This is a genomic window from Rhizobium sp. 007 (genome assembly GCF_015353075.1).
In the GTDB taxonomy this organism is placed as follows: Bacteria; Pseudomonadota; Alphaproteobacteria; order Rhizobiales; family Rhizobiaceae; genus Rhizobium.
Genome location: NZ_CP064187.1, coordinates 4,032,182 through 4,044,367 on the forward strand (window position 1 = coordinate 4,032,182; position 12,186 = coordinate 4,044,367).

At 59.5% G+C, this 12,186-nt stretch carries 10 protein-coding genes; 7 read left to right on the forward strand and 3 right to left on the reverse strand.

What is annotated here, in order from left to right; genetic code table 11:
* Window positions 1-18: 18 nt before the first annotated feature.
* The 3 genes from ISN39_RS19595 to ISN39_RS19605 all read right to left on the reverse strand — a co-directional run bounded on the left by ISN39_RS19595 (window position 19) and on the right by ISN39_RS19605 (window position 3,142).
* Window positions 19-1,182, reverse strand: coding sequence for a dihydrodipicolinate synthase family protein (locus tag ISN39_RS19595; RefSeq protein WP_194728583.1), 1,164 nt, complete (start codon window positions 1,180-1,182; stop codon window positions 19-21).
* Window position 1,183: 1 nt separating this feature from the next.
* The gene (locus tag ISN39_RS19600) at window positions 1,184-2,332 is read right to left on the reverse strand and encodes a Gfo/Idh/MocA family oxidoreductase (protein WP_194728584.1); all 1,149 of its coding nucleotides are present in this window, start codon (window positions 2,330-2,332) and stop codon (window positions 1,184-1,186) included.
* Window positions 2,333-2,464: 132 nt separating this feature from the next.
* Window positions 2,465-3,142, reverse strand: a complete 678-nt coding sequence (locus ISN39_RS19605) for a TetR/AcrR family transcriptional regulator (protein ID WP_074066179.1) — start codon at window positions 3,140-3,142, stop codon at window positions 2,465-2,467.
* A gap of 207 nt (window positions 3,143-3,349) precedes the next feature.
* On the opposite strand from ISN39_RS19605, the gene ISN39_RS19610 reads away from it, so the two are divergent.
* The 7 genes from ISN39_RS19610 to ISN39_RS19640 all read left to right on the forward strand — a co-directional run bounded on the left by ISN39_RS19610 (window position 3,350) and on the right by ISN39_RS19640 (window position 12,073).
* Window positions 3,350-4,636 carry an extracellular solute-binding protein gene (locus tag ISN39_RS19610; protein WP_194728585.1) on the forward strand — a complete coding sequence of 429 codons (1,287 nt, stop codon included), beginning with the start codon at window positions 3,350-3,352 and terminating at the stop codon, window positions 4,634-4,636.
* 5 nt (window positions 4,637-4,641) lie between these two features.
* Entirely contained in the window at window positions 4,642-5,604 is a 963-nt protein-coding gene (locus ISN39_RS19615) for a sugar ABC transporter permease (RefSeq protein WP_039843468.1), read from the forward strand.
* The gene (locus tag ISN39_RS19620; protein WP_039843469.1) at window positions 5,597-6,484 is read left to right on the forward strand and encodes a carbohydrate ABC transporter permease; all 888 of its coding nucleotides are present in this window, start codon (window positions 5,597-5,599) and stop codon (window positions 6,482-6,484) included. The genes ISN39_RS19615 and ISN39_RS19620 overlap by 8 nt, the downstream gene beginning before the upstream one ends.
* Window positions 6,485-6,502: 18 nt before the next feature.
* Window positions 6,503-7,576 carry a Gfo/Idh/MocA family oxidoreductase gene (locus ISN39_RS19625; protein ID WP_194728586.1) on the forward strand — a complete coding sequence of 358 codons (1,074 nt, stop codon included), beginning with the start codon at window positions 6,503-6,505 and terminating at the stop codon, window positions 7,574-7,576.
* Window positions 7,577-7,599: 23 nt separating this feature from the next.
* On the forward strand, window positions 7,600-8,676 hold the full coding sequence (ugpC, locus tag ISN39_RS19630; RefSeq protein ID WP_074066184.1) for a sn-glycerol-3-phosphate ABC transporter ATP-binding protein UgpC: 1,077 nt from the start codon (window positions 7,600-7,602) through the stop codon (window positions 8,674-8,676).
* 69 nt (window positions 8,677-8,745) lie between these two features.
* Window positions 8,746-9,621, forward strand: a complete 876-nt coding sequence (locus tag ISN39_RS19635) for a phosphotransferase (protein ID WP_194728587.1) — start codon at window positions 8,746-8,748, stop codon at window positions 9,619-9,621.
* A 1-nt stretch (window position 9,622) separates the two neighbouring features.
* A complete protein-coding gene (locus ISN39_RS19640; protein WP_194728588.1) occupies window positions 9,623-12,073 on the forward strand; it encodes an FAD-dependent oxidoreductase in 2,451 nt (816 codons plus the stop codon).
* Window positions 12,074-12,186: the final 113 nt, after the last annotated feature.

Genomic DNA, 12,186 nt, shown 5'->3' on the forward strand with positions numbered 1-12,186 from the left:
TCCCGCTCCCGATCGGCGTCAGTAAACGCCATGAACGGCGAGCACCCGCTTCATGTGGTTGACCGCCATATCGGGATCGGCAAGAACGCGCGCCTTGTCCGCCAGCCGGAAAAGCTCCGCGAGATGCGTCAGTGAACGCGTGCTCTGCTGCCCGCCGATCATCGTGAAGTGGTCCTGCAGGCCGTTGAGATAGGCAAGGAAGACGACGCCGGTCTTGTAGAAGCGCGTCGGTGCCTTGAAGATGTGACGTGAAAGCGGAACGGTCGGATCGAGCAAGTCGAAGAACTCGCGGTTGCTCTTGCGGCCCAGTGCTTCCATAGCGGCGGAGGCGGCCGGAGCAATCGCATCGAATATGCCGAGCAAGGCGTCGGAGTGCCCCTCTTCGTCGCCGGCTATCAGTTCCGCATAGTTGAAGTCGTCGCCGGTATACATGCGCACGCCCTTCGGCAGTTGCCGACGCATTGCGATTTCCTTCTCCTTGGAAAGCAGGGAAACCTTAATGCCGTCGATCTTTGCGGCATTGGCTTCGATCACTTGCAGGCAGGTGGACATGGCCTTGATGTGATCCGGATTACCCCAATAGCCTTCCAGCGCCGGGTCGAACATCTCGCCCAGCCAGTGGATGACGACCGGTTCTTTCACCTGACGCAGGATGCGGTCATAGACGCGGATGTAATCGTCCGGCCCTCTCGCAGCGGCCGCAAGCGCGCGGCTTGCCATTAGGATGATGCGCCCGCCCTCTGCCTCGACGGCTTCGATCTGTTCTTCGTAGGCCCTGATGATCGTGTCGATCGTCACGTCGGGACCGGGAGCCAGATGATCGGTACCGGCGCCGCAGGCGATCAGCGCATCCTTGCGAGTGCGTGCTTCGGCAAGCGCTCGGCGAATGAGATCGCGCGCTTCCGGCCAGCCAAGTCCCATACCGCGCTGCGCCGTGTCCATCGCTTCGGCAACGCCGAGGCCGAGGTCCCAAAGGCGGTGGCGGAAGGCGAGGGTCCGTTCCCAATCGATGGCAGGCGTCAGCCATGGATTGTTGTCCGCCAGCGGGTCGGCGACGACATGGGCAGCGGCAAAGACCACGCGCGGAAAGTCTTTCGCGTCACGCTTCTTGAGCTCGATTGGCGTTCCGGTCAGCGTATAGGGGGCGATCCTGCCGTCGAGGGGAAGATTGATCGTCTGCATATCAGAACTCCAATGCCGGAACGTCGAGCCAGCGGCGCTCGGCCCAAGATTTGAGGCCCAACTCCGCAAGCTGGACGCCCTTGGCGCCCGCCTCTAGGCCGTAGGGCCATGGGGCGTCTTCGGCGACATGGCGCAGGAACATTTCCCACTGCACCTTAAAACCGTTGTCAAATGCCTGCGTATCCGGCACCTCGTCCCAGGTCTGGTAGAAGTCGATCGTTTGCGGCTGGTCCGGATTCCACACCGGCTTCGGCGTATTGACGCGATGCTGCGTCCAGCATTTCGTAAGACCGGCGACGGCAGAACCGTGCGTGCCGTCCACCTGGAAGGTCACGAGATCGTCGCGGCGCACGCGCACGGCCCAGGACGAATTGATCTGCGCAATCACGCCGCCTTCAAGCTCGAAGGTAGCATAAGCGGCATCATCCGTATCGCAGTCGTAGGCCTTGCCCTGCTCGTCGACGCGGCTGCCGATATGCGTTGCGCCGAGGCAGGAAACCGCTTTCACCTCGCCGAAAAGATTGTCGAGCACGTAGCGCCAGTGGCAGAGCATGTCGAGGATAATGCCGCCGCCATCGCCCTTGCGGTAGTTCCAGGACGGCCGCTGCGCCGGAACGCCCCAATCGCCCTCGAAAACCCAATAGCCGAACTCGCCGCGCACCGAGAGAATCTTGCCGAAGAAACCGGAATCGCGCAGCAGCGCCAACTTGCGAAGACCCGGCAGGAAGAGCTTGTCCTGCACGACGCCGTGCTTGAGGCCGGAGGCTCGCGCTTTCCTTGCAAGGTCGACGGCCACTTGCAGGTCGTCGGAGATCGGCTTTTCGCAATAGACGTGCTTGCCGGCATCGAGTGCCTTGGAAAGCAGCTCGGCGCGCATCAAGGTCGTTCCGGCATCGAAGAAAATCTGATCGTCCGGGTTGGCGAGCGCTCCGTCCAGATCTGTCGACCAGCGCTTGATGCTGTGCTTCTTCGCCAGCTCTTCCATCTTGTCGCGGTTGCGGCCGACGATGATGGGGTCGATCTCCAGCCGCTCGCCGGATTTCAAAAACAAACCGCCCTGGTCGCGGATGGCCAGGATCGATCGCACTAGGTGCTGATTGTAGCCCATGCGGCCTGTAACGCCGTGCAAAATGATCCCCAGACGAGCCATCTCATTTCTCCCTGCCAAATTATCGAACGGCGGGAGCGGGCGTTGCCCGGCCCTCCCAAGCCAGTAACTAAACGGTTACTTGATGGCAGATCGGAAGCGGGGCTGTCAATAGTCAATTCAAATTTTGAATTTTCAGCGCTTGATCGAGGCGAGGGTCACGTGGACGATATGCTGTTCCCAACTGTCGAGATTTGAGGGCTCAATCAGTTCGCGCCCGAAGATCGTCGAAAGCGTATGTTGGTTCGAAAGGTAGAAGTATCCGAGCGACGCGATCGTCAGATAGACGTGAAGGGGATCGGCGTTCTCGATGAAGACGCCTTCCTTCTTGCCACGCTCGAGCACCCGCGCAAGCTCACCGATCAGGTGAGAATGCAATTCCTTGAGCCGGACGGATTGGCGAAGCCAGCGGGCGCGGTGCAGGTTTTCCGTACCGAGAAGGCTTAAAAACTCCGGATGCTTGAGGAAATAGCGCCAGGTGAAGAGAGCAAGTTCGCCAATTCCTTCTTCCGGGCTGCGGTCGCCGATATGCAGGGCACGCTCCGCTGTACGGATGCCGACATAAGCCTCCTCCAGCACACGTAGGTAGAGCTGCTCCTTGTCGCCAAAATAGTGATAGAGCATGCGCTTATTGGTGCCGGCCCGCTCGGCAATTGCGTCGACGCGCGCCCCGCCCATGCCGTTTTCGGCAAATTCGCGGGTAGCTGCTTCCAGGATCGCGGCCTTGGTTCTTTCGGGGTCGCGTTGCAATACGCGTTCGCCGGCCACCCGCTTGGCTTTTTTCTTTTCCCCGGTCTCGCCGCTATTATCCATCCGCTCATCTCCCCAGACGCTCTGTTGCGCTCATAAGGCTTCGGTGCGAGATTGTAAAAGCGACAATCCGGGAGGAGAACCTCGCGAAATTATCACCGCTTGACAGGCCCGATGCTTGCCCATAGCTTGTAACCAATTAGTTATTTGTTGCAAGAGAAACCAGCAAGGAGCGTGTGGAGGCGCTCCCCAAGGGAGGAGGAAAAACAGATGACACTACGCGTAAGCAGACGTAACTTCATGGCGGGCGGGGCAACGCTTCTCTCGCTTTCGGCACTGGGTTCCAGTGCCTTTGCGCAGGATACACGCCTGCGCCTGCTGTGGTGGGGATCCCAGCCACGTGCAGACCGCACCAACAAGGTATCGGAACTCTACAAAGCGAAGAATCCGGGTACGTCGATAACCGGCGAGTATCTCGGTTGGGGTGATTACTGGCCTCGCCTCGCGACGCAGGTCGCTGGCAAGAATGCCCCCGATGTTATCCAGATGGATTACCGTTATATCGTCGAGTATGCACGCCGCGGCGCACTTGCGCCTCTCGATTCCTACATGCCGTCGAAGCTCAATCTAGGTGACTTTGACAAGGCGCAGATCGAGGGCGGCAGCGTCGATGGACATCTTTATGGCGTGAGTCTGGGTGCGAATTCGGCGGCAACCATGCTGAGCAAGACCGCGTTCGAGGAAGCGGGCATCGATCTTCCGACAAAGGCAACGACCTGGGAAGAGTTTGGCAAGATGGCAGCCGAACTGACCAAGGCCGGCAAGCGTAAAGGCATGTTCGGAATGGCCGATGGCAGTGGTGGGGAGCCGCTTTTCGAAAACTACCTCCGCCAACGCGGAAAGGCGCTTTATACTGCTGATGCGAAGATTGGCTTTGGCGTCGAAGAGGCATCCGAATGGTTTGATATGTGGAACAAGTTCCGTGAAAGCGGTGCATGCGTTCCGCCTGACATTCAGGCTTTGGACAAGAACGACATCGAGACCAATACGCTGACCCTTGGCAAGTCTGCCGCTGGTTTCGCGCACTCGAACCAATTCGTGGCATATCAGCAGATGAACAAGGACAAGCTCACTCTGGCAAACCACATGCGAGTGACAAAGGACTCGAAGGGCGGCCACTACCGCAAGCCTTCGATGTTCTTCTCGGTTTCAGCTCAGTCGAAAGTGGTCGATCAGGCAGTCGATTACGTGAACTTCTTCGTCACGAACCCGGATGCCGCGCTGGCGCTGGGTGTTGAACGCGGCATTCCGGAATCGGCAGCGATGCGTGAGGTCGTGGCAGCCAAGCTCGACGCTGTCGGCAAAGTGCCGCTGGAATACGTCTCCGGCCTCGGCGATCTCGCCGGCAAGTTGCCGCCACCGCCGCCTGCGGGTGCCGGTGAGGGCGAGCTCACGCTTCGAAACATCTCTGAGCAGGTCGGCTTCGGGCAGTTGACAGCGGCAGACGGCGCCAAGCAGCTCGTGGACGAACTTACGCGCATTCTCGCGCGGGGCTGATCCATATGAATAATGCGATGCGCACGATGCCTGCAGAGGCGGCGACGGTAGAACGGTATCGGGGGGCGGTGGCCGACAGCCGGTTCAGGCGGCTGTGGAATGCCAATGCTCCAGGCTATCTCTTCCTGCTGCCCTGGCTTCTGGGTTTCTTCGGGCTGACGTTCGGACCTGCCCTGATGTCGCTCTACCTATCCTTCACCGACTTCGACATGTTGAGGTCGCCGGGCTGGGTGGGCGCGGCAAACTACGTGCGCATCGCCACTGCCGATCCGAAATTCGCCTCGGCGATGTCGGTCACACTGACCTACGTGATGTTGGCCGTGCCCTTCAAGCTTGCTTTTGCGCTGATGGTTGCGCTGGCGTTGAACCGGGGCATCAAAGGCTTACCAATCTATCGTGCTATCTTCTATCTGCCCTCGCTGCTCGGCGCGAGCGTGGCGATCGCCGTCCTCTGGCGCCAGCTTTTTGCCGGTGACGGCTTGGTCAATGCGGCACTTGCACAATTTGGTATTCAGGGACCGAGCTGGATTTCGCATCCGAACTATTCAATCTATACGCTGGTTGCGCTCAGCGTCTGGCAGTTCGGCTCGCCGATGATCATCTTCCTTGCCGGTCTGCGTCAGATCCCGCAGGACATGTACGAAGCCGCCAGTCTCGACGGCGCCTCGAAGTTCCGGCAGTTCTACAAGATCACGCTGCCGCTTCTGACGCCGGTCATCTTCTTCAACGCCGTCGTGCAGACGATCGACGCCTTCAAGGCCTTCACGCCCGCCTTCATCATCTCCGGCGGCACCGGCGGCCCGATCAATTCGACGCTGTTCTATACGCTTTATCTCTACCAGGAAGCCTTCGGGAACTTCCGCATGGGCTATGCCTCGGCGCTTGCCTGGATCCTAGTGATCATTATCGCGATCTTCACCGCCTTCTCGTTCCTGTCCTCGCGTTACTGGGTGCACTACGATGACTGAGATGACTGCCATTGTCACCGCCCCTCAGCCGCCCTCGGACGTCAACAAGCGTAGCCTGCCGGGCTCGATCCTGGTCCATGCCCTGCTGATCGGCGGCTCGCTCCTGATGCTCTATCCGTTGCTGTGGATGGTTTCGGCTTCGGTGCGGCCGGAAAACGAAATCTTCACGTCAACGTCGATTTTTCCATCGTCCATTGATTTCTCATCCTATCTTCGTGGATGGGTCGGCCTCGATGTCAGCTTCGGTCGGTTCTTCTGGAACTCGCTGGTGATCTCGGTGCTGACGGTGGTCGGCAATGTCATTGCCTGTTCCCTCGCTGCCTTCGCCTTTGCGCGCCTGCGCTTTGCTGGCCGGAACTTCTGGTTCGCGATCATGCTCGGCACGCTGATGATCCCCTATCACGTGACGCTGATCCCGCAATATGTGCTCTTCCTGAACCTCGGCTGGGTGAATACCATCCTGCCGCTGGTGGTGCCGAAGTTCCTGGCAAGCGACGCCTTCTTCATCTTCCTCATGGTGCAGTTTTTCCGCGGCATTCCGCGCGAACTGGATGAGGCCGCGATGATGGACGGCTGCAGCGCTTGGCGCATCTATTGGAAGATCATGCTGCCGCTATCGCTGCCGGTGTTGGCGACAGCCGCAATCTTCTCCTTCATCTGGACCTGGGACGATTTCTTCGGTCCGCTGATCTACCTGAATGACATGAACACGTACACGATCCAGCTCGGTCTGCGAACCTTCGTCGACTCGACCAGTGCATCGGATTGGGGCGGCCTATTCGCCATGTCGACGCTCTCGCTCGTGCCCGTCTTCTTCTTCTTCCTCTTCTTCCAGCGCCTGCTGATCGAAGGCATCGCCACGACCGGCATGAAGCGCTGATGCGGATGGGAAAGTGACATGAGCATCAAGACTGTTGCCATCGTCGGCTGCGGTATCGGGCGTTCTCACATCGTCGAGGGCTACCTGCCGCATCCGGATAAGTTCAGGGTCGCAGCCATCTGCGATCTCAATGAGGAGCGCCTGAAAGCCGTCGGCGACGAGTTTGGAATTGAGAAGCGTACGACCTCCTTTACGGAGCTTCTGGGCGACGACGGCATCGACATCATCGACATCTGCACGCCACCCGGCATTCATCGTGAACAGGTCGTGGCAGCTCTTGCGGCGGGCAAGCATGTCGTCTGCGAAAAACCGCTCACCGGCTCCCTCGCCGCTGTTGATGAGATCGTGGAGGCTGAAAAAAGTGCCAAGGGCGCTTTGATGCCGATCTTTCAGTATCGCTATGGCGATGGCATCCAGAAGGCGAAATACATCATCGACGCAGGCATAGCCGGCAAGTTCTACATGGGCGCTGTCGAGACCTTTTGGCTGCGCAAGCCCGAATATTACGCGGTTCCCTGGCGCGGCAAATGGGCGACTGAACTCGGCGGCGTACTCGTAACGCATGCGCTGCACCTGCACGATATGCTCTTCCACCTCGCAGGTCCGGCCGCCCGCGTTTTTGGCAGGGTTGCCACTCGCGTCAATAACATCGAGGTGGAAGATTGCGCCTCCGTCAGCCTTCAGATGCAGAACGGCGCCTTCGTTTCGCTTTCCTGCACGCTGGGTTCGCAGCAGCAGATCAGCCGGCTGCGGCTGCATTTCGAGAACGTTACTTTCGAAAGCAACCACGATCCCTACGCGCCGGGCAAGGGGCCGTGGCAGATCATCGCCGCAAATGACGAAGTGCAGGCAAGGATCGACGCTGCGGTTGGTGACTGGCGACCGGTTGCGCCGCGGTTCAACACGCAAATGGCCCGCTTTCATGATTACCTCAGCGGTCATGGTCCGCTGCCGGTCACCAGCGCCGATGCGCGGCGTGCGCTGGAACTGGTAACAGCAATCTATCAATCGTCCGATAGCGGCGCAGACATAGAGCTGCCCATCGGTCGCGACAGCCCTAAATACGCCGACTGGCGTGCAAAAACGAGATAACGGACCAGGAGAGGGTTTAGAAGATGGCAACAAGTGTCGTTCTTCAGAAGGTCGAGAAGCGCTACGGGTCGCTGGATGTCATCCATGGCATCGACCTCACGATCGATCCCGGCGAGTTCGTGGTCTTCGTCGGTCCGTCCGGCTGCGGCAAGTCCACGCTGTTGCGCATGATCGCCGGCCTCGAGGAGATTTCAGGCGGCGGCCTGCTGCTCGACAACGAGCGCATGAACGAAGTGGCGCCTGCCAAGCGCGGCATCGCCATGGTCTTCCAGTCCTATGCGCTCTATCCGCATATGTCGGTCTACAAGAACCTCGCCTTTGGTCTTGAGACGGCTGGATACAAGAAGGCCCAGATCGAACCGAAGGTGCGCCGCGCCGCTGAAATCCTGCAGATCGAGAAGCTTCTGGAGCGCAAGCCGAAGGCCCTGTCCGGCGGTCAGCGCCAGCGTGTCGCGATCGGCCGCGCCATCGTGCGCGAGCCACGCATCTTTCTCTTCGACGAGCCGTTGTCGAACCTTGATGCGGAACTGCGTGTTCAGATGCGCGTCGAAATTTCCCGCCTGCACCGTAATCTCGGCAACACGATGATCTATGTCACCCACGATCAGGTCGAAGCCATGACCATGGCGGACAAGATCGTGGTGCTGAATTCGGGCCGCATCGAGCAGGTCGGCGCTCCGCTCGACCTTTACAACCATCCGGCAAATCGCTTCGTCGCAGGCTTCATCGGCAGTCCGAAGATGAACTTCCTGAAGGCGAAGATCGAGCGCGTCAATGACGGCGACACGACGATCAATGTCTGCGGCAATTCAATCCGCCTGCCGCGCCGCTTGAAAGGTTCGGCCGATCAGGAGGTTACCTTCGGCATCCGTCCGGAACACTTGTCCGTGGCCGATGGCGGCATTGCACTTGCGACCGTCGACATCGACCTGGTCGAAAACCTTGGCGGCGCCACCATGCTCTATACGAAGACGCCGGACGGCCAGCACCTGACGGTGGCTCTGGACGGTCAGCAGAAGGTTGAGCGCGGCACGAATGTGACGGCGTCCTTCGACCCCGCCCGCTGTCATGTTTTCGATGCTTCGGGCGCCACGATATAAAGCCTGCTCTGCTTGACAGCCAAGCCTGCTCTGGCCCATCCTTTGCAGGTGGGTTGCGAGGGGGAAAGCGTGACGCCTGAAGATAGGATTCATGCACTCGGCATCTGGCAAGGCCCGATCGAAATCGCACCGATTGCCGGCGGCATTACCAACCGGAACTATCTCGTAACCGATCGCATATCGCGCCGCGTCGTGCGCCTCGGCGCCGATATCCCGGTTCATCATATCAGTCGCCAGAACGAGCTTGCAGCGAGCCAGGCAGCCCACGCTGCCGGGCTTTCGCCTGCTGTCATCCATCATGAGCCCGGCGTGCTCGTCCTCGATTTCATCGAGGCGCGGGCTCTGACGGCGGAAGACATCCAGGATGCGCAAATGCTCGCACGCATCGTGCCACTGGTTCGCGCCTGCCATCATGACATCGCCCTTCATTTCCGTGGCCAGGCGATGATCTTCTGGGTCTTCCATGTCATCCGCGACTATGCGGCCACTCTGATTGCCGCGGAAAGCGACTATGCGCCGATGCTTCCCGCGCTGCTCGAAAAGGCCGAACGCCTCGAGCAGACCGCCGGGCCTTTCGATATCGCCTTCGGCCATAACGACCTTCTCGCCGCGAACTTCCTTGATGACGGCAAGCGTCTCTGGTTGATCGATTGGGACTACGCAGGTTTCAACACGCCGCTCTTTGATCTCGGCGGCCTCGCCTCGAACAACGAGTTTTCGGAAGGTGCCGAGCGGCAAATGCTGGAAACCTATTTCGGCCGGCCGCTGACGCGGGATCTCTGGCAGCGCTATAGCGCCATGAAATGTTCATCTCTGCTCCGCGAAACGCTTTGGAGCATGGTCTCCGAGATCCATTCGACCATCGATTTTAATTATGCGGCCTACACAGTCGAAAACCTCGCGCGCTTCGAGCGTGCCTACAAGGCATTTGAACAGGACCAGTAATATGGCGAAGGAATTACCGAAGACGGCGAAAGCTGTGGTCATCGGCGGCGGCATCATCGGTTGCTCGACGGCCTATCATTTGGGCAAGCTCGGCTGGACGGATACGGTGCTGCTCGAGCGCAAGAAGCTCACCTCCGGCACCACCTTCCATGCGGCGGGCCTCGTCGGTCAGCTGCGTACCAGCGCCAACATCACCCAGCTGCTTGGCTATTCCGTTGATCTTTACAAAAAACTTGAAGCCGAAACCGGTCTCGGCACCGGCTGGAAAATGAACGGTGGATTGCGGCTTGCCTGCAATGAAGAGCGCTGGACGGAGGTGAAGCGCCAGGCAACGACAGCGCAATCTTTCGGCCTCGACATGCGATTGCTCACTCCCCAGGAAGCCTTCGAACTCTGGCCGCTGATGACGATCGACGACCTTGTGGGCGCAGCCTATCTGCCGACCGACGGCCAGGCGAATCCTTCCGACATCACGCAGGCGCTGGCGAAAGGCGCCCGGATGTCCGGCATCTCGATCTTCGAGGATACGGAAGTTCTCGACCTGGAAATCGACAAAGGAAAGATCCGCGCCGTCATCACCGAAAAAGGCCGCATCGAATGCGAACGCGTCATCGTCTGCGCCGGTCAGTGGACCCGGGCTTTCGCTGCTCGTTTCGGCGTCAACGTGCCGCTCGTCTCCGTCGAGCATCAGTACATCATCACCGAATCCTTCGGCGTGCCTTCCAATCTGCCGACGCTGCGCGATCCGGATCGCCTCACCTACTACAAGGAAGAAGTTGGCGGGCTCGTCATGGGCGGCTATGAGCCAAATCCAATCCCCTGGGCGGTGAACGGCATTCCGGAAGGTTTCCATTACACGCTGCTCGACAGCAATTTCGATCACTTCGAGCAGATCATGGAGCAGGCGCTGGAGCGGGTTTCAGGCTTGCAGAAGGCGGGGGTCAAACAGCTCCTGAATGGACCGGAGAGTTTCACGCCGGATGGCAATTTCATTCTCGGCGAAGCGCCGGAGCTGAGGAATTTCTTCGTCGGCGCCGGGTTCAACGCTTTCGGCATAGCCTCGGGCGGCGGTGCCGGCATGGCGCTCGCCGAGTGGGTCGCCAAAGGTGAGCCGCCTTATGATCTCTGGCCGGTCGACATCCGCCGCTTCGGCCGCCCCCACTTCGATACCGACTGGGTGCGTACTCGCACGCTGGAGGCCTATGGCAAGCATTATACGATGGCTTGGCCTTTTGAAGAGCATTCGAGTGGTCGCCCCTGCCGCAAGTCGCCGCTTTACGATCGCCTCAAGGCTCAGGGCGCCTGCTTCGGCGAAAAGCTCGGCTGGGAGCGGCCGAACTGGTTCGCCGATCTCTTTGCCGACGAGGAGCCGAAGGACGTCTATACCTACGGCCGTCAGAACTGGTTCGATGCCGTCGGCCGCGAGCACAAGGCCGTGCGCGAAGCGGCTGTCATCTTCGATCAAACATCTTTTGCAAAGTTTGTTCTGAAGGGGAGGGATGCAGAGGCCGCGCTTTCGTGGATCGCCTCGAATGATGTCGCCAAGCCCGCCGGATCGCTCACCTACACGCAGATGCTGAACGACAAGGGCGGCATCGAATGCGACGTCACCGTCGCCCGCATCGCCGAGAACGAATTCTACATCGTTACCGGCACCGGCTTTGCCACTCACGATTTCGATTGGATCGCCCGCAATATTCCGGCAGATATGCGGGCCGAGCTTGTCGATGTGACATCGGCCCATTCGGTTCTTTCCCTGATGGGGCCGAATTCCCGCGCTGTCCTTGAGAAAGTCACTACCAGTGACGTGTCCAACGCCGCCTTTCCGTTCAGCCGGGTAAAGACCATCGGCATCGTCGGCTGCCCCGTCAGAGCTTTGCGGATCACCTATGTCGGCGAATTGGGCTATGAACTCCATGTCCCTGTCGAATATGCAACGACGGTCTATGATGCCTTGATGGCTGCCGGTAGTGGTTTCGGTCTCGTCAATGCCGGCTACCGTGCCATCGAAAGCTGCCGTCTGGAGAAGGGCTATCGCGCCTGGGGTTCGGATATTGGCCCAGATCATACACCGATCGAGGCGGGGCTCGCCTGGGCAGTCAAAACGAAGAAGAACATCGACTTCCGTGGTCGCAAGGCGATCGAGCGCCAGCTTTCAGGCGGTGTGAAAAAGATGCTCGCTTGCGTCGTGCCGGACGATCCGGAGACCGTCCTTCTCGGCCGCGAAACCATTTATCGGAATGGCAAACGTGTCGGCTGGCTTTCCAGCGGCGGCTTCGGCTACACGATCGGCAAACCGATCGGCTACGGCTATATCCGCAATCCCGACGGCGTGACCGAGGATTTCATGTTGTCGGGAACTTATGAACTGGACGTTGCGAGGGAGCGTATTCCCTGCACGGTGTCGCTGAAGCCGCTCTATGACCCGGAGATGAAGCGCATCAAGGCTTAATAGGTGTTTGCAATGCGGCTGTACTGCCAGATTTTGGCAAGCGCCCAACTTTCCGCTCATTCCTGTCCTTGTGACAGGAGCCCAGCCAGGGCGCGTCTCGCCGTGAATCACCC

Bases quoted from the DNA above. Each gene is read 5' to 3' on its own strand.
- ISN39_RS19595 (WP_194728583.1), bottom strand. From the start codon at position 1,182: ATGCAGACGATCAATCTTCCCCTCGACGGCAGGATCGCCCCCTATACG.
- ISN39_RS19600 (WP_194728584.1), bottom strand. From the start codon at position 2,332: ATGGCTCGTCTGGGGATCATTTTGCACGGCGTTACAGGCCGCATGGGC.
- ISN39_RS19605 (WP_074066179.1), bottom strand. From the start codon at position 3,142: ATGGATAATAGCGGCGAGACCGGGGAAAAGAAAAAAGCCAAGCGGGTG.
- ISN39_RS19610 (WP_194728585.1), top strand. From the start codon at position 3,350: ATGACACTACGCGTAAGCAGACGTAACTTCATGGCGGGCGGGGCAACG.
- ISN39_RS19615 (WP_039843468.1), top strand. From the start codon at position 4,642: ATGAATAATGCGATGCGCACGATGCCTGCAGAGGCGGCGACGGTAGAA.
- ISN39_RS19620 (WP_039843469.1), top strand. From the start codon at position 5,597: ATGACTGAGATGACTGCCATTGTCACCGCCCCTCAGCCGCCCTCGGAC.
- ISN39_RS19625 (WP_194728586.1), top strand. From the start codon at position 6,503: ATGAGCATCAAGACTGTTGCCATCGTCGGCTGCGGTATCGGGCGTTCT.
- ugpC (WP_074066184.1), top strand. From the start codon at position 7,600: ATGGCAACAAGTGTCGTTCTTCAGAAGGTCGAGAAGCGCTACGGGTCG.
- ISN39_RS19640 (WP_194728588.1), top strand. From the start codon at position 9,623: ATGGCGAAGGAATTACCGAAGACGGCGAAAGCTGTGGTCATCGGCGGC.